Below are 26,381 nucleotides of genomic sequence, written 5' to 3'. Positions count from 1 at the left end.
CGAAACCATTCAAGACAACTTCAGGACTCAACATGCGCTTCCCGCAAGCCATAATTGTATTTTTATGTGATCAAAAAAAATGGCTTATATATACGGCGATAATTCTTTCGCAACTCCTTATAGCTGCCGATATTGAAAACGCCATTCTTTCCCCACGAGTTAGTTGGCAACGCGCATTCTTCGGGATCATTGCTACAGAATTGCTAGCATGCCTTGTAATGACGCCAAGTCTATTGCTGCTCTTTCGAATCGTCGCTAGGTTCGCAGAATTGCTTGGAACGATGCGAGCTACGTTACTTACCGTCGCTGTAATCTTCTCCGAAGAAATCCTGACAAGAACGACGAGAGACCACATGTTTATGGCACCCAACTTCGCTTTAGACATAGTCGCATGGGTGCTTATGTCCGCAGCAGTGCTATTCGTCGTCAAAGGAAAAGAACGCTTCTTCGAAAGGTCAGTTGTATCGGAAGGTGCGATTCAGTCAGAGTCCCGCTTACAACCAAATTCCCGGAATAGTGATGGAGTTTCGGACTCCAACGAACGTTCGTCTGTACGGTACGGAATGGAGCGCCTGTCACTCCAGCAGCATTTGGCTCTATACGCAAGGATAGGCCGGGCTACGCGGATGCCATTCGTTATATTGGTGCTAGCTTTAAGCTGCATCTTCCTTTTTTACCAATTCCTCCCGCGTTCGCAAAGCACTTTCCAGAAAAAGGAAGAGTTACAAAGTGAAGTAGCGATGAGCGATCAGAATGCGGAGAAAGAAGGTCGTAATCGGATAATTACTCCAGAACTAGCCGAAGCTATGAGTAATGGGTCCAAATTCGATTTCTCTGGCTGCATAGGAAAAAGCTTAACTGAATGTATAGAGGGTGCTACTTATGGAAAAGCCAAGCTCGACGGGATTGAATTGCATTTTCAAGTTAGTCCAGCAGATTCGTGTGGACCTCAGGCGAGATTTCTTGCCGTGCTCGGCCCAAAAGGTGGACCAACCAGTGGTTGCTGGATAAAGAATGGTGAGGAAGTAAAGACGTGGATCTTTACGACTCTAGATGCAAATGGAAATTATAGAAAGGTCAGCGGCCCGACAGTCCGGTTTATTGAATTAATGCCTTATTACAAAACTCATAACCTGCCCGAAGACGTAGCCCCAGGGCTTACGGCGAATGCTGCTGCCTCAGTGCCCCTCACAGAGACTGTAGACTTTGATGAGACGGATGAATGTCAGGGAGGGCTTAAACGGTTTGTCATCGGATTTTCTGGCAGTTTCACCGACGAGAACCGGCAAGCTATAAGAAGGAATTGCGCGTCAAAACGCAGCGAATGGTTATGCTTTATTGAGAAGGCAGGCGACGGCGACATAAGTGCAGCGGAAAAAAACCAGATAGAAATTGCATGCAACCTTAACGAGTGAAGTGTGGCGGTAACAGCGAAAATATAGACCATACAGTATTCTTGCCGATATACAAAAGTGCAACGAAGACTCCTTCTTCATATCGGCAAATTTTCGAAAAAAATGGATGGCTCTTTTTGCGCATCAAAAAACTTTTGGCTTGATGGGTTTTTCCTTAAAAAATTACTTCGGAATTAACTGGGCACCTTAAAGAAATAAGTAAAGAAATTTTAAATTGCCGTTGAATATGATTCGAACGAGTGGTGGCGGAGGTTAAAATATATCTGACAGGTAGATGACAAGGCTCTGATAAAGCCCTGCCAGATGACGATACAGTCTTACTAAGAAAAATAACAAGGAAAATGCGATGTTTCAACTAACGAAAAACTACGTAAAAATTGCCGTAGATAGGATCGGCGGTCCAACAAAAGCAGCCACTGCTATGGCCGTGTCGGGCACCACCATCCATCATTGGATTAAACGGGCTCGAATCGCCGATATCGAAAAGGCAACGCTGATGGCAGCGCTTGCAGGGCTAGAACTTCAGCAGCTCAGGAGTACGCAATGACAGAAAACCAAGTGAGGAAAGCCCAAGCCCAGGCTCTCATTGCCCAAGCACTGGAAGTCTTTCGAGGCGAGTCCTACGTCGAGCAGCCAAAGAAGGTAATTTCCTCGGAGAGGTATGACGACCTGTCCAGAGAGCAGCTCGACCAAAGCGTTATTGCACTGGTTGTCCACTCCAATTTGTCGGGTGGGTCCGTAGGCGACATGAACCTATACAAGCTCATCAGGACCTACTTGCGGAATCCCACCGCTCGATCGGAAATCAACGCCGTGGTGGGCCGCTACGGGCTTTGAGTAGGTGGTCTCTGACGCCCCAAGTAATTTTCGATTGGGAAGTGCGACCCGGGGGATGGTCGCGTAAAGTAACGATGGTGTTTGCGAAAGCTAGCTGAAGCGCCGAGCCTGATATCCCGAGATTTCCCGACATTGATCGGTTAGGTAGCACATGGGTAGCACAGCCTAGAGACCTAAAAGTTTCCGAGGGCCTCAAAGTACCAATGTTCANAAGTAACGATGGTGTTTGCGAAAGCTAGCTGAAGCGCCGAGCCTGATATCCCGAGATTTCCCGACATTGATCGGTTAGGTAGCACATGGGTAGCACAGCCTAGAGACCTAAAAGTTTCCGAGGGCCTCAAAGTACCAATGTTCATTGGCCTGCCCAGCTGGGTTCGAACCAGCGACCCTCAGCTTAGAAGGCTGATGCTCTATCCAACTGAGCTATGGGCAGTCAGTGTCCGGCAGAACTGCCGGGAGAAATGAAAACGGGCCGTCAGAAGACGGCCCGTTATGAAGCTTTGGTCGGAGTACAAGGATTCGAACCTTGGACCCCCTGGTCCCAAACCAGGTGCGCTACCGGGCTGCGCTACACTCCGAATACAAGTATTTTACTCGCCGCGCGGCGCCGCGTCAATGTGCGCCCCGCTTGAAGCAAGTTTCGATATCAAGCGGCCAGCTTGTCGGCGATTCTGCGGGCCATGCTTTCGGCCTGGTCCGCCTCTTTCGCTTCGACCATCACGCGGATCAGCGGCTCGGTGCCCGAGGCGCGGATCAGCACGCGGCCGGCGTCGCCCAGCTCGCGCTCGACGGCTTCCTTTTCGGCAACCATGCCAGCATCCTGGGTCCAGTCGAAGCCTGCCGGCACTTTCTTGTTGATCAGGGTCTGCGGATACAGCTTCAGTTCGCTGCAGCATTCCTGCAGCGACTTCCCGCTGCGCTTCAGGGCCGACAGCACCTGCAGGGCCGAGACGATGCCGTCGCCAGTGGTGTGCTTGTCCAGCGCCAGCAGGTGGCCCGAGCCTTCGCCGCCGAGGATCCAGCCGCGCTCCTGCATCACTTCCAGCACGTAGCGGTCGCCGACCTTGGCGCGCGCGAAGCCGATGCCCATTTCCTTGAACGCCACTTCGAGCGCCATGTTGGTCATCAGGGTGCCGACGGCGCCCGCCACCGGGCCGGTGGCCATGCGGTCGCGCACCATCAGGTACAGCAGTTCGTCGCCGTTGTAGACGCGGCCGGTGGCGTCGACCATGATCAGGCGGTCGGCGTCACCGTCGAGCGCGATGCCGAGGTCGGCCTTGTTGTCGACCACGGCCTGCGCCAGGGCCTTCGGTGCGGTGGCGCCAAAGCCGGCGTTGATGTTGAAGCCGTCCGGCGTGGCGCCGATCGACACCACTTCCGCGCCCAGTTCGTGGAACACATGCGGGGCAATGTTGTAGGCGGCGCCATGGGCGCTGTCGACCACGATCTTCAGGCCGCGCAAATCGAGTTCGTTCGGGAAGGTGCTCTTGCAGAATTCGATGTAGCGGCCCTGGGCGTCGCGCAGGCGGGTGGCGCGGCCGAGTTTATCCGACGGCACGCAATCCATCGGCTGGTCGATCGCTTCCTCGATCGAGAGTTCGACGCTGTCGGGCAGCTTGGTGCCATGTTCCGAGAAGAACTTGATGCCGTTGTCCTGGAAGGGATTGTGCGAGGCCGAGATCACGACGCCGGCCTGCAGGCGCAGTGCGCGGGTGAGGTAGGCGATCGCCGGGGTCGGCATCGGGCCGGCCAGCATCACGTCGACGCCGGCGGCCGAGAACCCCGCCTCGAGGGCGGCTTCCAGCATGTAGCCGGAAATGCGGGTGTCCTTGCCGATCAACACGGTCGGACGGGTCGCCGCGGCATTGTCCTTGGCCAGCACCTTGCCGGCCGCATAGCCGAGGCGCATTACGAAGTCCGGGGTGATCGGCGCCACGCCAACCTCGCCGCGGATGCCATCGGTACCGAAATATTTGCGTGCCATGCTTCTTCTCTTTCTTGTTAGGGTCAATCAATGGTCGCCGCGCGCCATACCTTCAGCGCGTCGACCGTCTCTGCGACATCATGTACTCGAATAATTCTAGCGCCCTGCGCCACCGCAGCCAAGGCGCCAGCCAGGCTGCCGGCCAGGCGCGCCTCGACCGGGCGGCCGGTAACGGCGCCGATCATCGACTTGCGCGACAGGCCGATCAGCACCGGCAGCCCGAGTTCGTCGGCAATGCGCTGCGTATTCTTCAGCAATGCGTAGTTGTGTTCGACCGTCTTGCCGAAGCCCAGGCCGGGGTCCACGCAGATGCGCTCGCGGTCGACACCGGCCGCTTCCAGCGCGGCGACACGCTCGCGCAGGAAGGCGATGACTTCCGCCACCACGTCGGTGTAGGCCGGCTGGGCCTGCATGTCCTGGGGCGTGCCCTGCATGTGCATCACGCACAGGCCGCAGTCGCCCTTCACCACGGCCTCGATGGCGCCGGGCGCCTGGAAACCGTTGATGTCGTTGATCATGTCGGCGCCGGCAATGATGGCTTCGCGCATGACCTCCGGCTTGCAGGTGTCGACCGACAAGGCCTTGCCGGCTTCCTGCAGTGCATACAGGGCCGGCATCACGCGCGCCAGTTCTTCGGCCACCGGTACGCTGGGCGAACCGGGCCGGGTGGATTCGCCGCCGATGTCGATCAAATCGACGCCGCTGGCCACCATCTCCTCGGCGCGCGATACGGCGAACTCGAGTGCATGGTAATGGCCGCCGTCGGAAAACGAATCGGGGGTGACGTTCAGGACGCCCATGACGAGGGGGCGCCGCCCCAGCTCGAAACGGAAGCGGCCGCACTGCAAGAATTGACGCATGACGGGACTAGGATTCGGGGAAAACAGAAGTGTTAACGAGCAAAAGGCATCCGGGGATGCCTTTTGCAGGGTGTTGATCTAGACGATCAAGACGCGCCGATCAAGCCGGTGCCGGGGCGTTGGTGGCGACGCCACCTGAACCGCTGTCGCCAGGAGGCGTACGCTTGGTCAGGATGCCGGCTTTCGGCGGATGCGGTTCGCGGCCAGCCATGATGTCGTTGATCTGCTCGGCGTCGATGGTTTCCCAGTCGAGCAGCGCCTTGGTCATCTTCTCGACCTTGTCGCGGTTCTCTTCCAGCAGGCGGCGTGCCAGTGCGTACTGGGTGTCGAGAATGGCGCGGATCTCGGCGTCGACCTTTTGCTGGGTCGCTTCCGAAATTGTCTTGGTGGCGCCACCGAAGAAGCCTTCGTTCTCGCTGTCTTCATAGACCATCACGCCCATGCTTTCCGACATGCCGAAACGGGTGACCATCGAGCGTGCCAGCTTGGTCGCACGCGAGAAGTCGTTCGAGGCGCCGGTCGACATCTGGCCGACAAAAATCTCTTCGGCGATACGGCCACCGAACAGGATGGAGATTTCTTCCAGCATCTTGTCCTTGTAGCCGGACAGCGCATCGTGCTCAGGCAGCTGCCAGGTCAGGCCGAGGGCATAGCCGCGCGGCATGATCGTGACCTTGTGCACGGGGTCGGCCTTCGGCAACAGCTTGGCGATGACCGCATGGCCCGACTCGTGGTAAGCCGTGTTGCGGCGTTCCTCTTCGCGCATGACCATCGACTTGCGCTCCGGACCCATGTAGATCTTGTCCTTGGCATCTTCGAAGTCGAGCATCTCGACCAGGCGCTTGTTGCGGCGCGCGGCGAACAGTGCAGCCTCGTTGACCAGGTTGGCGAGGTCGGCGCCCGAGAAGCCCGGGGTGCCGCGTGCCAGGATGTCGGCTTTCACGTCGGCGCCGATCGGCACCTTGCGCATGTGCACGTTCAGGATCTGTTCGCGGCCGCGGATGTCCGGCAGGCCCACCATCACCTGGCGGTCGAAACGGCCCGGGCGCAGCAGCGCTTTATCGAGCACGTCGGCGCGGTTGGTGGCGGCGATCACGATCACACCCGAGGTGGCTTCGAAACCGTCCATCTCGACCAGCAGCTGGTTCAGCGTCTGTTCGCGTTCGTCGTTGCCGCCGCCCATGCCGGCGCCACGGTGACGGCCGACCGCGTCGATCTCGTCGATGAAGATGATGCAAGGCGAATGTTTCTTGGCGTTCTCGAACATGTCGCGGACACGGGATGCACCCACGCCGACGAACATCTCGACGAAGTCGGAACCCGAGATCGAGAAGAACGGCACCTTGGCTTCGCCGGCAATGGCGCGCGCCAGCAGGGTTTTACCGGTACCTGGAGGACCGACCATCAGCACGCCGCGCGGAATGCGGCCGCCGAGTTTCTGGAACTTGGTCGGGTCTTTCAGGAAGTCGACGATTTCGCTGACTTCTTCTTTCGCTTCGTCGCAACCGGCGACGTCGGCGAAGGTGACGCTGTTGTTCGTTTCATCGAGCATGCGCGCCTTCGACTTGCCGAACGAGAAAGCCCCGCCCTTGCCGCCGCCCTGCATCTGGCGCATGAAGAAGACCCAGACGCCGATCAGCAGCAGCATCGGGAACCAGGAGATGAAGACCTGCTGCAGGAACGATGGCTCTTCCGGCGGCTTGACGTCGAAGCGCACGCCGTTCTCGCGCAGGTCGCCGATCAGGCCACGGTCGAGCATGGTGGCGGTGGCGCGCACCTTGGTGTCGTCGCTACGGGTGGCGGTGATGTTCGCGCCTTCGATGACGACGTCCTTCACGCGGCGCGCCTTCACATCGTCGAGCAGCTCGGAATAAGCGATGGTCTTGCTGCCACCGGCCGGGCTGTGATTGTCGAACTGCTTGAACAGCATGAACAACAGCAGTGCGACGACCACCCAGATGGCGGATTTGGAAAACATATTATTCACGAAAACTCCTCCGATGCGATCCGCACCATTACCAGTGAGATTGCCGATTTTACTCGCATTAGACATGCTGTGCTACGAGGCCACGCTCCACGCGGAGCCTCAACATGCCATATTGCCACTTTTTTCCGTTCCGTGCGGCACGACTCAAGTATTGGGCGTACCGAACGGAGCATCACGGCGTGCATGTGTGGCTGCGATCTCAAATATCAAGGGCCGAATCGTCGTCCACGCCGGATTTATATTCCACTGGATTCTTCAGACCGCGCCCGAGCAGGAAGATTTCCGAAGACTTGTCGCGGCTTGCTTTCGGCTTGATCTGCTTGACGGTCTTGAACTCGGTGCGGAACTTCTCGACGATCTGGGTAAAGCCCATGTCCTTGAAACACTTCACCAACAATGCGCCGCCCGGCTTCAGATGCATCTGAGAAAACTCAATCGCGAGATCGATCAAATGTTCCATGCGCGCAGCGTCGGCAGTGGGAATCCCAGACAGGTTCGGGGCCATGTCCGACAGTACGAGATCGGTCTTGCGGCCTTCCAGCACCTCGGCTAGTTGGTCTAATACAACATCTTCGCGGAAGTCGCCCTGGATGTAATGGACGTCGGCAATCGGCTCCATCGGCAACAGATCGAGGCCGATGATGGTGCCGTTGATGCCGCCGCCTTCCTTGCCCGCCAGCTTGCGGCGGGTATATTGCGCCCAGCTGCCAGGGGTGCAGCCGAGGTCGACAACGACCTGGCCGGACTTGATGAGTTTCTCGCTTTCGTCGATTTCCTTGAGCTTGAAAGCAGCGCGTGCGCGGTAGCCTTCTTTCTGCGCCAGCTTGACGTACGGGTCGTTAATATGGTCGTGTAACCAGTTTTTGTTTAATTTGTTCTTGGCCATTCGCGTAGAATACTGCTTTTATAGGTACATCCAAAAATTATTATGCTTAAACTCACTCCGGCCGAGCGCAGCGCGCTGCGCGCGGAAGCCCATGGGCTCAATCCAGTTGTCATGATCGGCGAAGCCGGCCTGACCGAGTCCGTCATGAAGGAAATCGCTGCCAGCCTCGACGCACACGGCCTGATCAAGGTCCGCGTCTTCGGCGACGACCGCGAAGCCCGCGTTGCCATGTACGAACAGATCAGCGCCGAGCTCGACGCCGCGCCGGTCCAGCACATCGGCAAACTGCTGGTGCTCTACCGTCCGAAAAAAGAAGCGGTGAAAGAACGTAGCGCCAAGGCCGGCAAGGGCATGCGCGAAGTCACCATCGTCAAGGCCAGCGCCAGCGGCACCAAGAAGCCGAGCGTCACCAAGGTTATGCTCAAGGGCAACGAGCGGGTCACCGCCGGCGGCAACATCAAGCGCGCCAAGCCGCGCCAGACCAGCAGCAAAAAAACCTCGCTGAACTGAGCGTCGCTGGACTAAGCCTCGCTGAACCAGGCGGGAACAAGAAACCGGGGATATCCCCGGTTTTTTCATGGCCGATAGCGGTTGCCTTCGTAGGGTGGGCGCTCCGTGCCCACGCGTGAAGCGTGAGCGGTATTTGCCGAACCCATGCCAGCAATGATCGCCGTTCCGCGTGGGCACGGGGCGCCCACCCTACCGTTTCATCGGTCCCGGATTTGCGGCACGGTCAGCGGCTCTTCAACAGCAGCACCGCCGCCAGCACGCTTTCGATCAGGTGGAACAGCTGCGACACGCCATGCATGATCGCGAACCTGGTCCACTCGGGCGAGGCGCGGATGCCAGCCGGGCCAGCCGCCTCGCGCATCGCCGCCATCGCCGGCTGCAGGCCCACGTACATGACGAGCGCACAGGCCAGCATCGCCAGCACCAGCAGGTTCAGGAACCTGCGCCGTGCACCATCGAGATCCCCCGACAGGCGCACCAGCACCAGCATCAGCGCCGCGCAGACAAAACTGATCCACGCCAGCCGGTGCAAAAACGCGCCGACGATATCGCCCGCCATCGTTCCCGACGCCGTCGAGAACACCGCCGGCGCCGCGATGTAGCCCAGCACCCACAGCGCACCGCCCCAGAAGGCCGCGACCAGCAGCCGTGCGCCGGAGACCCGGGAACGCGCCGACATGCCCGTCATCAGACGTAGCGCACTTCCAGGATTTCGTATTCGCGCGGGCCGGACGGCGCCTGCACTTCGACCACGTCGCCGGCGAACTTGCCGATCAGGGCGCGTGCGATCGGCGAGGTCACCGACACTTTATTCACCTTGATGTCGGCTTCGTCGAGGCCGACGATCTGGTAGCTCACCTTCTGGCCATTGTCCAGGTCTTCCAGGTCGACGGTGGCGGCGAAGACCACGCGGCCTTCGGCGTCCAGCGTGGCCGGGTCGATGATCTGGGCGGCACTCAGCTTGCCTTCGAGTTCGGCGATGCGGCCTTCGACGAAGGCCTGGCGTTCCTTGGCGGCGTCGTATTCGGCGTTCTCCGACAAGTCGCCGTGCGAGCGCGCTTCGGCGATCGCGTCGATGACGCTGCGGCGTTCCTTGGTCTTGAGCTGATGCAGTTCTTCCTTCAGGAGTTCGGCGCCGTATTTGGTGAGCGGTACGGTATTGTTCATATATGTCTCTTGGCTTCTACTGATGTTCGGGGGCGTACAAGTGAAAACCACAGAGGCACGCGACGGGAGCCGCGCGAACTCTGTGGTTTGACGGGTACTACTTGACGCTTAGTTTAAGGTTTTATGCAGGCCTTGTAAATCGTAGACCCGAATCTCGTCAAGATGACGCATGCCCTGGATCGCCGCTTCCGCGCCGGCGATCGTGGTGTAGGTCACGGCGCGTGCCGCCAGCGCCGAGGTACGGATGGTACGCGAGTCGGTAATCGCACTGCGCTTTTCCTCGACCGTGTTGATGACCATCTCGATCTCGTGGTTCTTGATCATGTCGACCACGTGCGGACGGCCTTCGATCACCTTGTTCACCGCCGTCACCGGCAGGCCGGCGGCCGAGATCACGGCAGCGGTGCCCTTGGTGGCCACCAGCGAGAAGCCGAGCGAGACCAGGTCGCGCGCCACCTTCACGGCGCGCGGCTTGTCCGAGCCCTTCACCGACAGGAAGACCTTGCCCGACTGCGGCAGCTTGATGCCGGCGCCCAGCTGCGATTTGACGAAGGCTTCGCCGAAGGTCTCGCCCACGCCCATCACTTCGCCGGTCGACTTCATTTCCGGTCCGAGGATGGTGTCGACGCCGGGGAATTTCACGAACGGGAACACGGCTTCCTTGACGCTGTAGAACGGCGGCACCACTTCCCTGGTGACGCCCTGGCTTGCCAGCGTCTGGCCGACCATGCAGCGCGCCGCGACCTTGGCCAACTGCACGCCGGTGGCTTTCGACACGAACGGCACGGTACGCGATGCGCGCGGGTTTACTTCCAGCACGAACACCGTATCGACCGTCTTGCCGTCGACTTCCGACTGCTGGATCGCGAACTGCACGTTCATCAGGCCGACCACGTTCAGGCCTTTCGCCATCAGCGCGGTCTGGCGCTTGAGTTCATCGATGGTCTCTTGCGACAGCGAGTAAGGCGGCAGCGAGCAGGCCGAGTCGCCCGAGTGCACGCCGGCCTGCTCGATGTGTTCCATCACGCCGCCGATGAAGGTGGTCTCGCCGTCCGAGATGCAGTCGACGTCGACTTCGATCGCATCGTTCAGGAAGCGGTCGAGCAGCACCGGCGAATCGTTCGACACCTTGACTGCTTCGCGCATGTAGCGCTCCAGGTCGCGCTGCTCGTGCACGATTTCCATCGCGCGGCCACCGAGCACGTACGATGGACGCACGACCAGCGGGTAGCCGATTTCCTGGGCCAGCGCCAGTGCTTCGGGTTCGGTGCGCGCGGTGCGGTTCGGCGGCTGGCGCAGGCCGAGGTCCTGCAGCAGCTTCTGGAAACGCTCGCGGTCTTCGGCGGCATCGATCATGTCCGGCGAGGTGCCGACGATCGGCACGCCGTTCGCTTCCAGGTCCAGCGCCAGCTTCAAAGGCGTTTGACCGCCGTACTGCACGATCACGCCGACCGGCTTTTCCAGCTCGACGATTTCGAGCACGTCTTCCAGCGTCAGCGATTCGAAGTAGAGGCGGTCCGAGGTATCGTAGTCGGTCGACACGGTCTCCGGATTGCAGTTGACCATGATGGTCTCGTAGCCGTCTTCGCGCATGGCGAGGGCGGCATGGACGCAGCAGTAGTCGAACTCGATGCCCTGGCCGATACGGTTCGGGCCACCGCCCAGCACCATGATCTTTTTCTTGTCGGTCGGCGCCGCTTCGCATTCCTCGTCGTAGGTCGAGTACATGTAGGCGGTGTCGGTCGAGAATTCGGCGGCGCAGGTGTCGACGCGCTTGTACACCGGGCGGATCCCCAGCGCGTGGCGGCGCTCGCGCACCGCGGCCTGCGTGGTGTGCATCAGGAAGGCCATGCGCGCATCCGAGAAGCCTTTTTGCTTGAGCTTGTAAAGCGTCGGCTTGTCGAGCGACTCCAGCTTTTGATGATCGAGCCAGAGTTCGATGTCGACGATTTCCTTGATCTGGATGAGGAACCACGGATCGATCTTGGTCAGCTGATGGACTTCTTCCAGCGTGAAGCCCTGGGCGAAGGCGTCGCCCACGTACCAGATGCGTTCCGGGCCAGGCTCGCCCAGCTCTTCCTCGATGACTTCGCGGTCGCGCGTCATCTCGTTCAGGCCGTCGACGCCCACTTCCAGGCCGCGCAGGGCCTTCTGGAACGATTCCTGGAAGGTGCGGCCCATGGCCATCACTTCGCCCACCGATTTCATCTGCGTGGTCAGGTGCTTGTCGGCCGCCGGGAATTTTTCGAAGGCAAAGCGCGGGATCTTGGTCACGACGTAGTCGATCGATGGCTCGAACGAGGCCGGGGTCGCGCCGCCGGTGATCTCGTTACGCAGCTCGTCGAGCGTGAAGCCGACCGCCAGCTTGGCGGCGACCTTGGCGATCGGGAAGCCGGTGGCTTTCGAGGCCAGCGCCGAGGAACGCGAGACGCGCGGGTTCATCTCGATGACGATCATGCGGCCGTCTTGCGGGTTGATCGCGAACTGCACGTTCGAGCCGCCGGTGTCGACGCCGATCTCGCGCAGGACGTTGATCGACGCATTGCGCATGATCTGGTATTCCTTGTCCGTCAGCGTCTGCGCCGGCGCCACCGTGATCGAGTCGCCGGTATGGACGCCCATCGGATCCAGATTTTCGATCGAGCAGATGATGATGCAGTTGTCGGCCTTGTCGCGCACGACTTCCATCTCGTACTCTTTCCAGCCCAGGAGCGACTCTTCGATCAGCAGCTCGGAGGTCGGCGAGGCTTCGAGGCCGCGCTTGCAGATGGTTTCGAACTCTTCTTCGTTGTAGGCGATGCCGCCGCCCGAGCCGCCCATCGTGAACGACGGACGGATGATGGTCGGGAAGCCCAGCTCGCGCTGCACGGTGCGCGCTTCTTCCATCGAGTGCGCCACGCCCGAGCGTGCCGAACCCAGGCCGATCTTGGTCATCGCGTCCTTGAACTTGGAGCGGTCCTCGGCCTTGTCGATGGCTTCCGGCGACGCGCCGATCAGCTCGACCTTGTATTTTTCCAGGATGCCGTTGTGGTGCAAATCGAGCGCGCAGTTCAGCGCGGTCTGGCCGCCCATGGTCGGCAGGATCGCGTCCGGACGTTCCTTGGCGATGATGCGCTCGACGACCTTCCAGGTGATCGGCTCGATGTAGGTGACGTCGGCCATCTCCGGGTCGGTCATGATGGTCGCCGGATTGCTGTTGACCAGGATGACCTTGTAGCCTTCGTCGCGCAGGGCCTTGCAGGCCTGGGCGCCGGAATAGTCGAACTCCGCGGCCTGGCCGATGACGATCGGGCCGGCGCCGATGATCAGGATGCTTTTGATATCACTACGCTTAGGCATTCACTTCTCCTGCATTTGCTTTTTTTTCTTGGGCTTGCATCAGGCCGATGAAGCGGTCGAACAGATAGGCGACGTCGGTCGGGCCCGGCGATGCTTCAGGGTGGCCCTGGAAGCAGAAGGCCGGCTTGTCGGTGCGGGCAAAGCCCTGCAGCGAGCCGTCGAACAGCGACACGTGGGTCACGCGGCAGTTCTTCGGCAGCGTCTCCGGGTCGACCGCGAAGCCGTGGTTCTGCGAGGTGATCAGGACCTTCTTCGAGTCCAGGTCCTGCACCGGGTGGTTCGCGCCATGGTGGCCGAACTTCATCTTCATGGTCTTCGCGCCCGAGGCGAGCGCCATGATCTGGTGGCCGAGGCAGATGCCGAAGGTCGGGATGCCCTTCTCGATCAGCTCCGCGGTGGCCTTGATGGCGTAGTCGCAAGGCTCCGGGTCGCCCGGGCCATTGGCCAGGAAGATGCCGTCGGGGTTCAGCGCCAGCGCGTCGGCGGCGGTCGATTCCGCAGGCAGCACGGTGACCTTGCAGCCGCGTTCGGCCAGCATGCGCAGGATGTTGCGCTTGACGCCGTAGTCGAAGGCGACCACGTGGTATTGCGGGTTTTCCTGCTTGCCGAAGCCCTGGCCGAGCTTCCACTCGGTTTCGGTGAATTCGTAGCGCTCTTTCACGGACACGACTTTCGCCAGGTCCATGCCGGCCAGGCCAGGGAAGGAGCGTGCCAGTTCCAGTGCCTGCGCTTCGGATGGCTGGTTGCCCTGGGTGCCGGTGAGGATGGCGCCGGCCTGGGCGCCTTTTTCGCGCAGCAGGCGGGTCAGCTTGCGCGTGTCGATGCCCGAGATGGCCACGACGTTCTCGGCCTTCAGGTAGTCGGACAGCGATTGGGTGGAGCGGAAGTTCGATGCCAGCAGCGGCAGGTCGCGGATGATCAGGCCTGCGGCGTGGACTTTCGACGCTTCGACGTCGGCAGTGTTGACGCCGTAGTTGCCGATGTGCGGGTACGTCAGGGTGACGATCTGACGCGAGTAGCTGGGGTCGGTCAGGATTTCCTGGTAGCCAGTGATCGCGGTATTGAAGACCACTTCACCGGTCGTATGGCCGGCGGCGCCAATGGAAACACCTTTGAAAATCGTTCCGTCTGCAAGGGCCAGGATGGCCGGGACGGCTGGGCCAGAAAAAAATGGCGGCAAGGGTAACTCCCAATAAAGTTACCGTAGCGGCGCCACGTCAGACCGACACCCAAAAACCGCGGATGCACCTGGGCAAATCCGAGTTTGGAGGTCGTTTGGAATGAGGAATGGAAGGTAGGCGCTACGGCAAGTAAGTAGAATGGTTAAACCCCTCAATTATAGCGCGCTTCGATGGCATCGGCAATGTACCGACGGCTTGATTCGGGGCGAAATGCGGGTTTTTACTTACTGATGAGCGGGAGTTTTCCGTGTTTCAACGCCGATGGTGATGGGCGTAGGGTGGGCGCTCTGTGCCCACGCGTGAGGTTTGCATGGTGTTGACGGAGAAAGCAGGCCAACAATATTCATCGTTCACGCGTGGGCACAGGGGCGCCCACCCTACGTGTCATAAGCCAACGATAACTATGGCGTGCCGACCAGCGCGGCGATACCCGCCTTGGCGATCTGCGCATCCTGTTCCGACTTCACGCCCGATACGCCGACCGCGCCGATCACGTGGCCGTCGACGATCACCGGCACGCCGCCTTCGAGCATGCCTTCGATTTCCGGCGCCGACAGGAAGGAGACGCGCCCGCCATTGATCACGTCTTCGTAGATCTTCGATTCGCGGCGGCTGAGCGCGGCGGTCTTGGCCTTGGCGGGCGAGATGTGCGACGACACCGGCGGCGCGCCGTCCAGGCGCTGCAGCCACAGCAGGTGGCCGCCGTCGTCGACGATCGAGAAGGTCACGGCCCAGTTGTTCGCCAGCGCTTCGGCTTCGGCCGCGGCGGCGATGATCTTCACGTCTTCCAGGGTCAGGAATGGTTTGGTTTTCATGTCGTTTCCTCCTTTAAGCTAGTTCGGTGATCAAGGCTGCTGTTGCTTGGCCTTCAGCCTGGCCTTCAGTTGCGGCATCACGGCGGCGGCGGCCTGCTCGCCGGCCAGGATCGCCAGGTTACGGCCGGCAAAGTCGGCGCTGCCCATCTTGCCCAGCGCCGGGGTGATGACGACGTCGGCTTCCTTCAGTTCATACGAATTGATACGCTGGCCCATGATGCTGAAGCTCTGCAGCAGCACATCGACCGAACTGACGGTGGCCTGCGAGTCGGCCTGGGTCGAGATGTTGACCGCGATGATGAAGTCGGCGCCCATCTCGCGCGTGTACTTCACCGGCACCGGCGCCACCAGGCCGCCGTCGACGTAGGACTTGTTCCCGATCTTCACGGGCTGGAACACGCTCGGCACCGAGGACGATGCGCGCACGGCCAGGCCGGTGTTGCCCTTGTTGAAGAGGATGGCTTCGCCGGTCTTCAGGTCGGTGGCGACGGCGCCGAAGCGTTTTTTCAGGCGCTCCATCGGCACGTTGCCCACCGCCTTGTTGACGTAGTTCTGCAGGGCCTCGCCTTTCAGCACGCCGGTGGATTTCGAGAACAGCGGCAGCGCCCAGTCGGAGATCGTCGCTTCGTCCATGCTCATCGCGGTGCGCTGCAGGGTGAAGCCATCGAGGCCCGAAGCATACAGGGCGCCGACTACCGAGCCGGCGCTGGTGCCGACCACGATCTCGGGGATGATGCCCTGGGCTTCAAGCGCCTTGATCACGCCGATGTGGGCGAAGCCGCGCGCCGCGCCGCCGCCGAGGGCCAGGCCGATGCGGATTTTTTTCGGAGGGGCCGGGGTGGCGACCACGGCTGGAGTCGGTGCAACGGGCGGCGGGGTGCTGCCGCAGCCGGCCAAGGCGAGTGCGCTGAGCGCAATGAGGGAAGTGCGTCGAGAGAACATGTGCGGGTCGAGAAGGACAATTCTCGATTGTACCGCGCAATGTGGGGCGATGGATGAGGCCGGGCTTATGGCCGATTGAATCGGATACGGGCGGCGAAATACCGCTTTTGTGGGGTGGGCATTTGTAGTGCTGGCATTTAGCCAGCCCTACTGCCCGCGCGGTCGTACCGGTGCGTCACGCAAAGCGACCGGAGACCACAACGGTCGCTGGGCATTTTCACACGTGGCGTGGTCGCGACCGACGTACCGCGTGGGCACGAGTGCCTTGCGCGGCCCGGCCCACCGTACAAAACCTAACCCGGCAGCGAGGTGTTGGGCAGGGAGGCGGTAAACGTACTCCCCTCCCCCGGCTTCGAACAAATCTTCACGCGCCCGCCATGCCGCAGCAGCACGTGCTTGACGATCGCCAGCCCCAGCCCGGTCCCCTGCGTCTCGCGCGAGCGGCTCTTGTCGACCCGGTAGAAACGCTCGGTGAGCCTGGAGATATGCTGCGGATCGATCCCGATCCCGCAATCCTTCACCGAGAACTGCAGGTCATCCTCGCCGCGCTGCCACGACAGCGCGATGCAACCGCCTTCGGGCGAATAGCGCACCGCGTTCGACGCCAGGTTGGCAAACGCGCTGCGCAGCTCTTCCATGTTGCCCATCACGTCGGGCCCATCGACCGCCACCGTGATCTCGTGCCGCCCGCCCGACAAGGCGCGTGCCTCGGCCGCCACCGAATCGACCAGCGCCGCGATATCGACCCGTTCGCGCCGCAGCGGGAATTCGTCCGACTCCAGGCGCGACAGGGTCAGCATGTCCTCGATCAGGCGCTGCATGCGTCCGCCCTGCTCGGTCATCAGTTTCAGGTGCGCCGAGCGCGTGGCCGCATCCATGCACGGATCGGACATCGCGATTTCCAGGAAGCCGACGATCACCGTCAGCGGCGTGCGCAGTTCATGCGAGGCATTCGCGATGAAATCGCGCCGCATCGCCTCGATCCGTTCGGTGTCGGTGGCATCGTGGGTGACCAGGATCTGGCGCCGGTTCTCGAACGGGATGATGCGGCACTCGATCTTGCGGCCCCGGAACGACAGCGTCAGCGGCTGCTCGTAGCGTCCCAGGATGATGTAGTCGATGAAGTCCGGGTGGCGCACCAGGTTGGTCACGCGCAGGCCCTTGTCGCGCTCCAGCGTCAGGCCCAGATGGCGTTCGGCGGCCGGGTTGCACCATTCGAGGAACAGCACGTCGTCCATGATCGCCACGCCTTCCGGCAGCAAACTCATGGCCTGGCGGAAGCGCGCCAGCCATTCCACCAGTTCGGACTGGTGGCGCTCGTCCTCGCGGCGCAGGCGGTACAGGCGCGCAAAGACGTCGGTCCAGGCGCCCCAGCCGTCGGGCAGCTTGCCGGATTGCGGGTCGTCCAGCCAGTTGCCCAGTTGCTGCAGGTAGCGCAGCTGCGACACCAGCACCACGATCATGCCCAGCAGCGCGGCAACCAAGCCTGCCACCAGGCCGCCCATCCACCAGATCACGCCGGCGGCAACGAAGAGGGACGCCAGGCGCAACAGCGCCGGCACCCAGAACAGCAATGTGGGATTCATCTGGCCTTCAGGGAAGCGTTATTTTTCCGACAGCATATACCCGACGCTGCGTACCGTGCGGATCAGCCCTTCGGCGCCCTTCAGCGCCTTGCGCAAACGGAGCACGTGCACGTCGACCGTGCGCTCCTCGATCACGGCGTGGTCGCCCCATACCTTGTCGAGCAGCTGGGCGCGCGAAAACACGCGCTCGCGGTGTGCCAGCAAGAACTTCAGCAGCTTGTATTCGGCGTTGCCGATGTCGATCTGGCTGCCCTCGATGGCCACCGTACAGCTGGCCGGATCGAGCACCACGGCGCCGGCGCGCAGCGGCGCCTCGGCCAGGTGCGGGCTTTTGCGGCGCAGCAGCGCGCGCGAACGGGCCAGCAGTTCGCGCGGCGAGAACGGCTTGGTGACGTAATCGTCGGCGCCCGTATTCAGGCCGGCCAGCTTGTCTTCTTCCATGCTCTTCGCGGTCAGCATGATGACCGGGATGTCCTGGAAGTCGCGATCCGCGCGCAGCCGCGCCAGCAGGCGCAGGCCGCTCTGGTCGGGCAGCATCCAGTCGAGCAGCAGCAGGTCCGGCTTGCCGTGGGCGATGCTGTCCCAGGCCGCGGCCGTGGTGCCGACCGAGCGGATGGTCCAGCCGGCTTCGCGCAGCGAATAGCTTACCAGTTCCACAATCGCCGGCTCGTCTTCCACCACCAGTACACTCGTGTTCTGCATTGCGTATCAGCCCTCTTGCACGACCGGCTTGCTGTGGCGGATGTCGCGCCCTTCGACCACGTAGATCACGTATTCGGCGATGTTCTTGGCGTGGTCGCCGATGCGTTCGATGGCCTTGGCTACCCACAGCGTGTCCAGCGCCGACGAGATCGTGCGCGGGTCTTCCATCATGAAGGTGATCAGGTTGCGCAGGATGGTGCGGAACTCGTGGTCGACGATTTCGTCGGCCGCGATGATCTGCAAGGCCTGCTTGCCGTCCAGGCGCGCAAAGGCGTCGAGGGCGTCGTGCAGCAGGTCCGACGTCGCCTTGCCGATGGTGCGGATCATGTCGTAGTGGGCGAAACCGGTGGTGCCACGGCCGTGCAGGCTTTTCGCAGTGCGCGCGATCTTGCTCGACTCGTCGCCGATGCGTTCCAGGTCGGTGATGACCTTGATGGTGGCCATCACGGTGCGCAGGTCGTTTGCAGTCGGCTGGCGCTTCACGATCAGGTGGCTGCAGGCGTCGTCAAGCTGCACTTCGAGCTGGTTGACGGCGTGGTCGTCGGCCATCACCTTGTCGGCCTTGGCGGCGTCGTCGACGCGGAAGCAGTTCAGCGCTTCCTCGAACTGGGTTTCCACCATGCCGCCCATGAGGAGCACCTTGGAGCGGATGCCCTCGAGTTCCTGGTCGTACTGCTTGGATGAGTGTTCGCCGATCATTCGCTTCTCCTAGTCTTGTTCTAATAATTAACCGAAGCGACCCGTGATGTAGTCCTGGGTCTCTTTACGGCTTGGGTTCATGAACAGCTGGTCGGTCTCGCCGAATTCCACCAGTTCGCCCAGGTACATGTAGGCCGTGTAGTCCGAGCAGCGCGCCGCCTGCTGCATGTTGTGGGTCACGATGGTGATCGTGTAGTCCTGTTTCAGCTCGCTGATCAGTTCTTCGATCTTCGCGGTCGAGATCGGGTCCAGCGCCGACGTCGGCTCGTCCAGTAGCAGCACGTCCGGCTTCACCGCCACGCCGCGTGCGATGCACAGGCGCTGCTGCTGGCCGCCCGACAGCGACAGGCCGCTCTTGTTCAGCTTGTCCTTGGCTTCTTCCCACAGCGCCGCCTTTTTCAGAGCCCACTCGACGCGCTCGTCCATCTCGCCCTTCGACAGGTTTTCATACAAGCGCACGCCAAAGGCGATATTGTCGTAGATCGACATCGGGAACGGCGTCGGCTTCTGGAACACCATGCCGATTTTCGCGCGCAGCGCGTTCACGTCGACGCCCGGCTCGAGGATGTTGCGGCCGCGGTAGTTGATCTGTCCCTCGGCGCGCTGGCCGGGATACAGATCGTACATGCGGTTCAGGGTACGCAGCAGGGTCGACTTGCCGCAGCCCGAAGGGCCGATGAAAGCGGTGACCTGCTTGTCGTGGATGTCGAGCGAAACGTTTTTCAGGCTCTGCGTTTTACCGTAGAAGAAATTCAGGCCAGCGATCTCGATGGTCTTGGTCTTGGCGCTCGGGGCCGCGGTCGGGGTTGCCATAGCTAGTGTCATGGGTCGTCAGGATAGATTAACGTGGCGTCTTCTGGGTGAAGACGGTGCGCGACAAAATGTTCAGGAACAGCACGGTGAAGGTCACCAGCAGCGCGCCGCCCCAGGCCAGCGAACGCCAGTCATCGTAAGGGCTCATCGCAAACTGGTAGATCACCACTGGCAGATTCGCCATCGGTGCATTCATGTCGCTGCTGAAGAACTGGTTGTTCAGGGCGGTGAACAGCAGCGGTGCGGTCTCGCCCGAGATGCGGGCCAGGGCCAGCAGCACGCCGGTGATGACGCCGGCCTTCACGGCGCGCAGGCGCACCAGCATCGCCACCTTCCAGCGCGGCGCGCCGAGGGCGAAGGCGGCCTCGAGCAGGCTGTTCGGAACCAGGCGCAGCATGTTGTCGGTGGTACGGACCACGACCGGGATCGCGATCAGCGACAGCGCGATGGTGCCGGCGTAACCCGAGAAGTGCTTCACGTTCGCCACATACAAGGCGTAGACGAACAGGCCGATCACGATCGACGGGGCCGACAGCATGATGTCGGTCACAAAACGCGTGATCTGGCCGAAGCGGTTGGTTTCGCCGTATTCGGCCAGGTAGATGCCGGCCAGGATGCCGATCGGCGTCGACACCAGGGTCGACAAACCGACCATCATCAGGCTGCCGAAGATCGCATTGCGCAAGCCGCCGCCTTCGCTGCCCGGCGCCGGGGTGTCGCCGGTGAACATGTTCAGCGACAGGGCGCCGAAGCCGTTGGCCAGCAGGGTCCAGAGGATCCAGGCCAGCATCGCCAGGCCGATCGCCATCGCGCCGACCGACAGCACGATGCCGATGCGGTGCGCCAGCAGGCGCTTGCGGTAGACAGGATTCGTGGTGTTCATTTCGTGCCTTCCTTGCGGGACATCCCCGCCAACATCAGTTTTGCAGCCGACAGCACGACGAAGGTGATGGCGAACAGGATCAGTGCCAGCGCGAACAGCGAGGACACGTGCAGCGGCGAGGCCGCCTCGGCGAATTCGTTCGCCAGGGTCGAGGAAATCGAGTTACCGGCCGAGAACAGCGACCAGCTCAGTTCATGCGCGTTACCGATGACGAAGGTGACCGCCATGGTTTCGCCGAGGGCGCGGCCCAGGCCCAGCATCACGCCGCCGACCACGCCGTTGCGGGTATAAGGCAGCACCACCTTGCGCACCACTTCCCACTTGGTGCAACCGAGGCCGTACGCCGATTCCTTCAGCACGGTCGGCACGATCTCGAACACGTCGCGCATCACCGAGGAGATGAAGGGGATGATCATCACGGCCAGGATCAGGCCGGCGGTCAGGATGCCGATGCCCATGGTCGGGCCCTGGAACAGCTGGCCGATCACCGGCAGCTGGCCGAGCGTGGATTTCAGCAGCGGCTGCACGTGGTCGGCAAACAGCGGCGCGAACACGAACAGGCCCCACATGCCGTAGATGATGGACGGGACGCCCGCCAGCAGCTCGACCGCTGTGCCCATCGGGCGGCGCAGCCAGACCGGGCAGATCTCGGTGAGGAAGAGCGCGATGCCGAAGCTGATCGGGAAGGCCACGGCCAGCGCGATCAGCGAGGTGGCCAGCGTGCCCCAGATCGCGATCAGGGCGCCGAACTTGTCCTCGACCGGGTCCCACTCGACGGTGCTGATGAAGGCCGGGCCGAACTCCGCGAATGCGGGCGCGGCGCCGATCGCCAGCGAAATGATGATGCCGACCAGTGCGATGAGCACACTGGCCGCGAACAGCAGGGTTACCTTGTGGAAGATGAAGTCCTGGATGCGCTGGTTGCGCATGGTCTTGCTGAGGGCGGCGTGCTGCTTGTCGGCGTGGGCCGCGCTGGCTGCCTTGTCGAGGGCGACGGATGGGTGTGCGCTCATGTGTATTTTTATTGAGTGTGCTGCTTTCAGGTCGTGCGAGGCGCCGCCGGCGTGATCGGGTGCCGGCGGCGGAAGGAAGCGCTTACCAGACCGCCTTGCCCGAAGCATCCTTCAGGTTGGCTTTCCATGCGTCCTGCACCAGCTTGGTGACGGCGGCCGGCATCGGCACGTAGTCCAGGTCGGCGGCGGCGGCGCTGCCGTTTTTATAGGCCCAGTCGAAGAACTTCAGGACCTCTTTACCCTTGACCGCATCGGCCTGCGACTTGTGCACCAGGATGTACGAGGCGCCGGTGATTGGCCAGCTGGCCTTGCCCGGCTGGTCGGTCAGCACCACGGCGAAGCCCGGGGCCTTGGCCCAGTCGGCGCTGGAGGCGGCCGCCTTGAAGGCGTCGTCGTCCGGCTGCAGGAAGGCGCCTTCGCGGTTCTGCAGCTGGGTGTGCGACATCTTGTTCTTCTTGGCGTAGGCCCACTCGACGTAGCCGATCGAGCCCTTGATGCGCTGGACATTCGCGGCCACGCCTTCGTTGCCCTTGCCGCCCACGCCCACGGCCCACTTGACCGAGGTGCCGGCGCCGATCTTCAGCTTCCAGTCCGGATTGGTTTTCGACAGGTAGTCGGTGAACAGGAAGGAGGTCCCCGAGCTGTCGGCGCGGTGCACGACGGTGATGTCGTCGGCCGGCAGCTTGACGCCAGGGTTCAGGGCGGCGATCGGCTGCGCGTTCCACTTGGTGATCTTGCCCATGAAGATATCGGCCAGCACGGCGCCGGTGAGCTTGACCTGGCCCGGGCCCACGCCGGGAATGTTCACGATCGGGACCACGCCGCCCATCACGGCCGGGAACTGGAACAGGCCGGCGTCGTTCAGATCCTTGGCCGGCAGCGGCATGTCCGAGGCGCCGAAGTCGACGGTTTTCGCCTTGATCTGCTTGATGCCGGCGCCCGAACCCACCGACTGGTAGTTCAGGCCGGTGCCGGTGCTGGCCTTGTACATTTCCGCCCATTTCGCGTAGATCGGATACGGGAAGGTTGCGCCGGCGCCGGTGATGTTCGCTGCCTGGGCAGTCGTCGCCAGGGTGGCGGCGGCAAGCGCGACGGTGAGGAACAGGTGCTTCATACGCATATCGATATCCTTTCGAGGTGTAGTGCGACACTGCATTTCCGGACGGTCCCGGCTTCGTTGCAGCGCAGTCTACTGATTGAATATGACAACTTAATGACATCGCAAAACACCCTGTCATCGAATCGATGACATCGGGTTCTGGGCATGTCATACATGTATGTCATGCAGGTGTCAGCCGTATGACAGCATCCGGCCGGCCGCGTCCACGCCCCGTCAAGCGAATCCCGCGCCATAGTGCCGTCTTACCGGAATGGCCGTCACACAATTGATGACACCTGGGTTGGATGTGGCTGGCGGGCAGCCTCGGCGGGCAAATTGTCAAGCGGGCACGGGTGCAAAAAATCGCCCGGCGGCGCTCTTGTAAATACACCGGCGCCTGCTATGCTCAAAGCGTATCAACACGTTGGAGGGAATGCTGAAGAGCGTTTAGGCCGTATGTTTAACATGTTTGTGTTTGCAATCCTCAGCGGCATGGTTGGCCTGATTGCCTACGAAATCTACCAAGAGATCGGCGGCAGTTCGGAAGCCCTGCGCGACCACTATCACGAATAGTGCACGGCCCATCATGGGCCAGACGTCAAGACGTAAAAAAGCGGCGAGGCCCCAGGGCACTCGCCGCTTCGTTTTTACAAACCCTATACGTATTAACGCAGGAAGCGCGCCAGCGCCGTCATCGCGCCCAGTTCCAGGCTCTGGAACTGGAACCCGGCCTTGAACTCGCCATGGCTGAGGATGCAGTGCGTGACCTTGACGCGGGTGTTGATGGAAACGATGTTGCCCTCGACCAGCAAGTCGAAGCGCAATTGCGCCATCTGCCCGGCCGGCACCGGGTTCGGCAGGTTGATGCTGACGCCCTGGGCGCTGATGTCGGTGGTACGGCCCAGCACCGGGGCGCTGCCTTCGACGGCCAGCATGGCGCGGGTCTTGAATACTTTACGGGGAGACTGCCTTTGCTCTGTCACGAATTCACCAGCCTGCTTATGGAACGATACCCATTATAGGTAAAAGCGGCGGACCCGTCAGTCAATACGGGTACGCTCAGCCGCTCAATCGAGCTCGCGCAGCTTGCTGAAAGCCTGGTCGATGCGTTCGACCGCGATGATGTTCATGCCCTCGATCTTCTGCTTCGGCACGTTTGCCTTGGGAATGATCGCCACCGAGAAGCCGAGCTTGGCCGCTTCCTTCAGGCGTTCCTGGCCGCGCGGCGCCGGGCGGATTTCGCCGGCCAGGCCCACTTCGCCGAACACTACCAGCCCGCGCGGCAGCGGCTTGTTGCGCATCGACGAGTTAATCGCCAACAACACAGCCAAATCGGCCGCCGGTTCGGCGATCTTCACGCCGCCCACCGCGTTGATGAACACGTCCTGATCAAAAGCCGCGATGCCGGCATGGCGGTGCAGCACCGCGAGCAGCATCGCCAGCCGGTTCTGCTCCAGGCCCACGGAGAGCCTGCGCGCATTCGGCAAGTGGCTGGCGTCGACCAGGGCCTGGATTTCCACCAGCAGCGGGCGCGTGCCCTCCTGCGTCACCATCACGCAGGAACCCGGCACCTGGCTGTCGTGCTGCGACAGGAACAGCGCCGACGGATTCGACACGCCCTTCAGGCCCTTTTCGGTCATGGCGAACACGCCCAGCTCGTTCACCGCGCCAAAGCGGTTCTTGATTGCCCGCACCAGGCGGAAGCTCGACTGGGTATCGCCCTCGAAGTACAGCACCGTGTCGACGATATGTTCCAGCACACGCGGCCCGGCCAGTGCGCCCTCTTTCGTCACGTGGCCGACCAGGATGATGGTGACCCCGGTCTGCTTCGCCACACGGGTCAGCTGGGCCGCGCATTCGCGCACCTGAGACACCGAACCCGGCGCGGCAGTCAGCGCGTCCGAATACAGGGTCTGGATCGAGTCGATCACCGCCACTTCCGGCTTCAGGTCGGCCAGGGTGCCGAGGATCTTCTCGAGCTGGATCTCGGCCTGCAGCTTCAGGTCCTTGGCCTCCACCGCCAGGCGCCGCGCGCGCAGGGCGATCTGGGCGCCGGATTCCTCGCCGCTCACATATAAGGTACTGCGCGTGGCGGCGAGATTGGCCAGCGCCTGCAGCAGCAGGGTCGACTTGCCGATGCCGGGGTCGCCGCCGATCAGCACCACGCCGCCGGCCACCAGGCCGCCGCCGAGCACGCGGTCGAATTCCTCGATGCCGGTGCCGAAGCGCGGCACGTCGGTGGCCTCGATGTCGGCCAGGGACAGCACCGGCGCCGTCTGCGCCAGCGCCTTGTGGTTCACGGTCTGCGACATGCGGTTCACGCCCGCGGTTTCCACCGCCGACTCGACCAGCGTGTTCCAGGCCTTGCAGTCCGGGCACTGGCCCATCCAGCGGCTGGTGACGCTGCCGCATTCGCTGCATACAAACTGGGTCTTTGCCTTAGCCATGGGTTCCCATCCGTCCTTCACTCACGCGCACGCGCGGCGCGAGTGCGCACATCAATTCATAGCCGATGGTGCCGGCAGCCGTTGCCACCTCGTCGATCGGCAAGCCATCGCCCCACAGGGTGACCTTGCTGCCGATGCGCGCATTGCGGATCGGCGTCAGGTCCACCGTCATCATGTCCATCGACACCCGCCCTACCACGCTGGTGCGCACGCCGTCGACGATCACCGGGGTGCCGTGCGGCGCGTGGCGCGGGTAGCCGTCGGCATAGCCGCAGGCCACCACGCCCACCTGCATCGGCGCCGTGGCTTCGAAGCGGCTGCCGTAGCCGACGGTATCGCCCGTTTCCAGCTGCTGGATCGCGATGATCTCGGAGCTCAAGGTCATGGTCGGGCGCAGCCCGAAGTCGTGCGCCGTGCGCCCGCCGCCCGGGGTGCCGCCGTACAGCATGATGCCGGGACGGACCCAGTCGTTCTGCAGCTCTTGCGCCAGCACTTCCTGGTGCAGCACGCCGGCCGAATTCGACAGACTGCGCTCGCCGCCCAGTCCCTCGACACCGGTGCGGAAGCGGCGCACCTGCTCGGAAATCGTCAGGCGCGGGTGCTCCAGCTCGTCGGCATTCGCGAAGTGGGTCATGTGGGTGATGTTGCGGATGCCGGGAATCGCGCGCAGGCGTTTATACGCGGCCGCGTATTCGTCGGGACGAAAGCCCAGGCGGTTCATCCCGGTATTCATCTTCAGGTGCACGTCGATCGGGCGGTACAGCTGGGTATATTCCAGCATCCTGATCTGCTCGAGAGAATGGACGGTGCTGTTGATATCGTGCTCGGCCAGCAGCGGCACGTCGGAAGCATCGAAGATCCCTTCCAGCAGCAGGATCGGCTTGGCCCAGCCGAGTTCGCGCAGGCGCAGGGCATTCTCGGTTTCGATCAGGGCCAGGCCGTCGGCCTGGGCGAAGCCTTTCATGCCGCGTTCCAGGCCGTGGCCATAGGCGTTCGCCTTCACCACGGCCCAGGCCTTGGACTGCGGGGCGCAGGCACGGGCGCGGGCCAGGTTATGCTGCATCGAATCGAGGTGAATGGTGGCGCAGAGGGGGCGTGGCATGGCAACTATATGGGGAAAGAGACCGGAAAAAGAAGAGAAACGGTATTAGGTGAAAGGCTCTATTTTACCGGACAGCCCCCCTTTCTGCCGGGCTGAATTCTTTGGCGGGTCACC

Annotated in this window: 25 protein-coding genes and 2 tRNA genes; 5 read left to right on the top strand and 22 right to left on the bottom strand. The window is 61.9% G+C overall.

Translation table 11 applies throughout. The features are described from left to right. Positions 1-32 precede the first annotated feature (32 nt). The 3 genes from QWL29_RS20345 to QWL29_RS20335 all read left to right on the top strand — a co-directional run bounded on the left by QWL29_RS20345 (position 33) and on the right by QWL29_RS20335 (position 2,252). A complete protein-coding gene (locus QWL29_RS20345; RefSeq protein ID WP_305824699.1) occupies positions 33-1,415 on the top strand; it encodes a hypothetical protein in 1,383 nt (460 codons plus the stop codon). Positions 1,416-1,761: 346 nt separating this feature from the next. Further along, complete coding sequence (locus QWL29_RS20340) at positions 1,762-1,962, top strand: helix-turn-helix domain-containing protein (RefSeq protein ID WP_305824698.1); 201 nt, start codon at positions 1,762-1,764, stop codon at positions 1,960-1,962. Beyond that, the gene (locus QWL29_RS20335; protein WP_305824697.1) at positions 1,959-2,252 is read left to right on the top strand and encodes a hypothetical protein; all 294 of its coding nucleotides are present in this window, start codon (positions 1,959-1,961) and stop codon (positions 2,250-2,252) included. Before QWL29_RS20340 ends, QWL29_RS20335 begins: the two co-directional genes overlap by 4 nt. A gap of 356 nt (positions 2,253-2,608) precedes the next feature. Here QWL29_RS20335 and QWL29_RS20330 read toward each other — a convergent pair. From QWL29_RS20330 to QWL29_RS20305, 6 genes are all read right to left on the bottom strand, one after another. Next, positions 2,609-2,685: transfer RNA gene (locus QWL29_RS20330), tRNA-Arg, on the bottom strand. 68 nt (positions 2,686-2,753) lie between these two features. Beyond that, a tRNA-Pro gene (locus QWL29_RS20325) sits at positions 2,754-2,830 on the bottom strand. A 68-nt stretch (positions 2,831-2,898) separates the two neighbouring features. Beyond that, complete coding sequence (gene glmM / locus QWL29_RS20320; RefSeq protein WP_305824696.1) at positions 2,899-4,236, bottom strand: phosphoglucosamine mutase; 1,338 nt, start codon at positions 4,234-4,236, stop codon at positions 2,899-2,901. Between the two features lie 23 nt (positions 4,237-4,259). Continuing rightward, the gene (gene folP, locus QWL29_RS20315; RefSeq protein ID WP_305824695.1) at positions 4,260-5,096 is read right to left on the bottom strand and encodes a dihydropteroate synthase; all 837 of its coding nucleotides are present in this window, start codon (positions 5,094-5,096) and stop codon (positions 4,260-4,262) included. A 100-nt stretch (positions 5,097-5,196) separates the two neighbouring features. Then, positions 5,197-7,083, bottom strand: a complete 1,887-nt coding sequence (gene ftsH / locus QWL29_RS20310) for an ATP-dependent zinc metalloprotease FtsH (protein WP_305824694.1) — start codon at positions 7,081-7,083, stop codon at positions 5,197-5,199. Between the two features lie 199 nt (positions 7,084-7,282). After that, entirely contained in the window at positions 7,283-7,969 is a 687-nt protein-coding gene (locus QWL29_RS20305; RefSeq protein WP_305824693.1) for an RlmE family RNA methyltransferase, read from the bottom strand. Between the two features lie 42 nt (positions 7,970-8,011). Between QWL29_RS20305 and yhbY the strand changes: the two genes are divergently transcribed. Continuing rightward, positions 8,012-8,479 (top strand): ribosome assembly RNA-binding protein YhbY, encoded by a 468-nt coding sequence (yhbY, locus tag QWL29_RS20300; RefSeq protein WP_305824692.1) that lies wholly within the window; start codon positions 8,012-8,014, stop codon positions 8,477-8,479. 223 nt (positions 8,480-8,702) lie between these two features. Here the strand turns inward: yhbY and QWL29_RS20295 are convergent, their stop codons facing one another. The 13 genes from QWL29_RS20295 to pstS form a co-directional block, all read right to left on the bottom strand. Continuing rightward, on the bottom strand, positions 8,703-9,158 hold the full coding sequence (locus QWL29_RS20295) for a DUF4149 domain-containing protein (protein WP_305824691.1): 456 nt from the start codon (positions 9,156-9,158) through the stop codon (positions 8,703-8,705). 8 nt (positions 9,159-9,166) lie between these two features. Continuing rightward, positions 9,167-9,646 (bottom strand): transcription elongation factor GreA, encoded by a 480-nt coding sequence (gene greA, locus QWL29_RS20290; RefSeq protein WP_305824690.1) that lies wholly within the window; start codon positions 9,644-9,646, stop codon positions 9,167-9,169. Positions 9,647-9,754: 108 nt separating this feature from the next. After that, a complete protein-coding gene (gene carB, locus QWL29_RS20285) occupies positions 9,755-12,985 on the bottom strand; it encodes a carbamoyl-phosphate synthase large subunit (protein ID WP_305824689.1) in 3,231 nt (1,076 codons plus the stop codon). Then, positions 12,978-14,165, bottom strand: coding sequence for a glutamine-hydrolyzing carbamoyl-phosphate synthase small subunit (carA, locus tag QWL29_RS20280; RefSeq protein WP_305824688.1), 1,188 nt, complete (start codon positions 14,163-14,165; stop codon positions 12,978-12,980). Before carA ends, carB begins: the two co-directional genes overlap by 8 nt. Positions 14,166-14,567: 402 nt before the next feature. Beyond that, the gene (locus QWL29_RS20275; RefSeq protein ID WP_305824687.1) at positions 14,568-14,981 is read right to left on the bottom strand and encodes a GlcG/HbpS family heme-binding protein; all 414 of its coding nucleotides are present in this window, start codon (positions 14,979-14,981) and stop codon (positions 14,568-14,570) included. 30 nt (positions 14,982-15,011) lie between these two features. Next, the gene (locus tag QWL29_RS20270; protein ID WP_305824686.1) at positions 15,012-15,923 is read right to left on the bottom strand and encodes a patatin-like phospholipase family protein; all 912 of its coding nucleotides are present in this window, start codon (positions 15,921-15,923) and stop codon (positions 15,012-15,014) included. A 293-nt stretch (positions 15,924-16,216) separates the two neighbouring features. Continuing rightward, a complete protein-coding gene (phoR, locus tag QWL29_RS20265) occupies positions 16,217-17,509 on the bottom strand; it encodes a phosphate regulon sensor histidine kinase PhoR (protein WP_305824685.1) in 1,293 nt (430 codons plus the stop codon). Positions 17,510-17,527: 18 nt separating this feature from the next. Beyond that, positions 17,528-18,211 (bottom strand): response regulator, encoded by a 684-nt coding sequence (locus QWL29_RS20260; protein WP_305824684.1) that lies wholly within the window; start codon positions 18,209-18,211, stop codon positions 17,528-17,530. Between the two features lie 6 nt (positions 18,212-18,217). After that, a complete protein-coding gene (phoU, locus tag QWL29_RS20255; protein ID WP_305824683.1) occupies positions 18,218-18,910 on the bottom strand; it encodes a phosphate signaling complex protein PhoU in 693 nt (230 codons plus the stop codon). A 27-nt stretch (positions 18,911-18,937) separates the two neighbouring features. Next, a complete protein-coding gene (gene pstB, locus QWL29_RS20250) occupies positions 18,938-19,723 on the bottom strand; it encodes a phosphate ABC transporter ATP-binding protein PstB (RefSeq protein ID WP_305824682.1) in 786 nt (261 codons plus the stop codon). Positions 19,724-19,751: 28 nt separating this feature from the next. Beyond that, a complete protein-coding gene (pstA, locus tag QWL29_RS20245; RefSeq protein ID WP_305824681.1) occupies positions 19,752-20,606 on the bottom strand; it encodes a phosphate ABC transporter permease PstA in 855 nt (284 codons plus the stop codon). Continuing rightward, the gene (pstC, locus tag QWL29_RS20240; RefSeq protein WP_370663721.1) at positions 20,603-21,619 is read right to left on the bottom strand and encodes a phosphate ABC transporter permease subunit PstC; all 1,017 of its coding nucleotides are present in this window, start codon (positions 21,617-21,619) and stop codon (positions 20,603-20,605) included. The genes pstA and pstC overlap by 4 nt, the downstream gene beginning before the upstream one ends. A gap of 82 nt (positions 21,620-21,701) precedes the next feature. Next, positions 21,702-22,739 (bottom strand): phosphate ABC transporter substrate-binding protein PstS, encoded by a 1,038-nt coding sequence (gene pstS, locus QWL29_RS20235; RefSeq protein ID WP_305824680.1) that lies wholly within the window; start codon positions 22,737-22,739, stop codon positions 21,702-21,704. A gap of 381 nt (positions 22,740-23,120) precedes the next feature. On the opposite strand from pstS, the gene QWL29_RS20230 reads away from it, so the two are divergent. Next, the gene (locus tag QWL29_RS20230; RefSeq protein ID WP_305824679.1) at positions 23,121-23,291 is read left to right on the top strand and encodes a hypothetical protein; all 171 of its coding nucleotides are present in this window, start codon (positions 23,121-23,123) and stop codon (positions 23,289-23,291) included. Between the two features lie 92 nt (positions 23,292-23,383). On the opposite strand, the gene QWL29_RS20225 is transcribed toward QWL29_RS20230, so the two are convergent. The 3 genes from QWL29_RS20225 to alr all read right to left on the bottom strand — a co-directional run bounded on the left by QWL29_RS20225 (position 23,384) and on the right by alr (position 26,267). Next, positions 23,384-23,701: a PilZ domain-containing protein gene (locus tag QWL29_RS20225; protein ID WP_305824678.1), complete on the bottom strand. Its 318-nt coding sequence runs from the start codon at positions 23,699-23,701 to the stop codon at positions 23,384-23,386. Between the two features lie 84 nt (positions 23,702-23,785). Further along, on the bottom strand, positions 23,786-25,165 hold the full coding sequence (gene radA, locus QWL29_RS20220; protein WP_305824677.1) for a DNA repair protein RadA: 1,380 nt from the start codon (positions 25,163-25,165) through the stop codon (positions 23,786-23,788). Continuing rightward, positions 25,158-26,267, bottom strand: coding sequence for an alanine racemase (gene alr / locus QWL29_RS20215; protein WP_305824676.1), 1,110 nt, complete (start codon positions 26,265-26,267; stop codon positions 25,158-25,160). Before alr ends, radA begins: the two co-directional genes overlap by 8 nt. Positions 26,268-26,381 lie beyond the last annotated feature (114 nt).

The organism is Massilia brevitalea, assembly GCF_030711405.1.
Classification (GTDB): Bacteria; Pseudomonadota; Gammaproteobacteria; order Burkholderiales; family Burkholderiaceae_D; genus Telluria; species Telluria brevitalea.
Note: the sequence above shows the minus strand (reverse complement) of the source record. Positions and strands in the feature narration are given on the sequence as shown.

Excerpts from the sequence above, each read along its gene's own strand:
- QWL29_RS20345 (WP_305824699.1), top strand. The coding sequence starts at position 33 with ATGCGCTTCCCGCAAGCCATAATTGTATTTTTATGTGATCAAAAAAAA.
- QWL29_RS20340 (WP_305824698.1), top strand. The coding sequence starts at position 1,762 with ATGTTTCAACTAACGAAAAACTACGTAAAAATTGCCGTAGATAGGATC.
- QWL29_RS20335 (WP_305824697.1), top strand. The coding sequence starts at position 1,959 with ATGACAGAAAACCAAGTGAGGAAAGCCCAAGCCCAGGCTCTCATTGCC.
- glmM (WP_305824696.1), bottom strand. The coding sequence starts at position 4,236 with ATGGCACGCAAATATTTCGGTACCGATGGCATCCGCGGCGAGGTTGGC.
- folP (WP_305824695.1), bottom strand. The coding sequence starts at position 5,096 with ATGCGTCAATTCTTGCAGTGCGGCCGCTTCCGTTTCGAGCTGGGGCGG.
- QWL29_RS20305 (WP_305824693.1), bottom strand. The coding sequence starts at position 7,969 with ATGGCCAAGAACAAATTAAACAAAAACTGGTTACACGACCATATTAAC.
- yhbY (WP_305824692.1), top strand. The coding sequence starts at position 8,012 with ATGCTTAAACTCACTCCGGCCGAGCGCAGCGCGCTGCGCGCGGAAGCC.
- QWL29_RS20295 (WP_305824691.1), bottom strand. The coding sequence starts at position 9,158 with ATGTCGGCGCGTTCCCGGGTCTCCGGCGCACGGCTGCTGGTCGCGGCC.
- greA (WP_305824690.1), bottom strand. The coding sequence starts at position 9,646 with ATGAACAATACCGTACCGCTCACCAAATACGGCGCCGAACTCCTGAAG.
- carB (WP_305824689.1), bottom strand. The coding sequence starts at position 12,985 with ATGCCTAAGCGTAGTGATATCAAAAGCATCCTGATCATCGGCGCCGGC.
- QWL29_RS20275 (WP_305824687.1), bottom strand. The coding sequence starts at position 14,981 with ATGAAAACCAAACCATTCCTGACCCTGGAAGACGTGAAGATCATCGCC.
- QWL29_RS20270 (WP_305824686.1), bottom strand. The coding sequence starts at position 15,923 with ATGTTCTCTCGACGCACTTCCCTCATTGCGCTCAGCGCACTCGCCTTG.
- phoR (WP_305824685.1), bottom strand. The coding sequence starts at position 17,509 with ATGAATCCCACATTGCTGTTCTGGGTGCCGGCGCTGTTGCGCCTGGCG.
- QWL29_RS20260 (WP_305824684.1), bottom strand. The coding sequence starts at position 18,211 with ATGCAGAACACGAGTGTACTGGTGGTGGAAGACGAGCCGGCGATTGTG.
- phoU (WP_305824683.1), bottom strand. The coding sequence starts at position 18,910 with ATGATCGGCGAACACTCATCCAAGCAGTACGACCAGGAACTCGAGGGC.
- pstB (WP_305824682.1), bottom strand. The coding sequence starts at position 19,723 with ATGGCAACCCCGACCGCGGCCCCGAGCGCCAAGACCAAGACCATCGAG.
- pstA (WP_305824681.1), bottom strand. The coding sequence starts at position 20,606 with ATGAACACCACGAATCCTGTCTACCGCAAGCGCCTGCTGGCGCACCGC.
- pstC (WP_370663721.1), bottom strand. The coding sequence starts at position 21,619 with ATGAGCGCACACCCATCCGTCGCCCTCGACAAGGCAGCCAGCGCGGCC.
- pstS (WP_305824680.1), bottom strand. The coding sequence starts at position 22,739 with ATGCGTATGAAGCACCTGTTCCTCACCGTCGCGCTTGCCGCCGCCACC.
- QWL29_RS20230 (WP_305824679.1), top strand. The coding sequence starts at position 23,121 with ATGCTCAAAGCGTATCAACACGTTGGAGGGAATGCTGAAGAGCGTTTA.
- radA (WP_305824677.1), bottom strand. The coding sequence starts at position 25,165 with ATGGCTAAGGCAAAGACCCAGTTTGTATGCAGCGAATGCGGCAGCGTC.
- alr (WP_305824676.1), bottom strand. The coding sequence starts at position 26,267 with ATGCCACGCCCCCTCTGCGCCACCATTCACCTCGATTCGATGCAGCAT.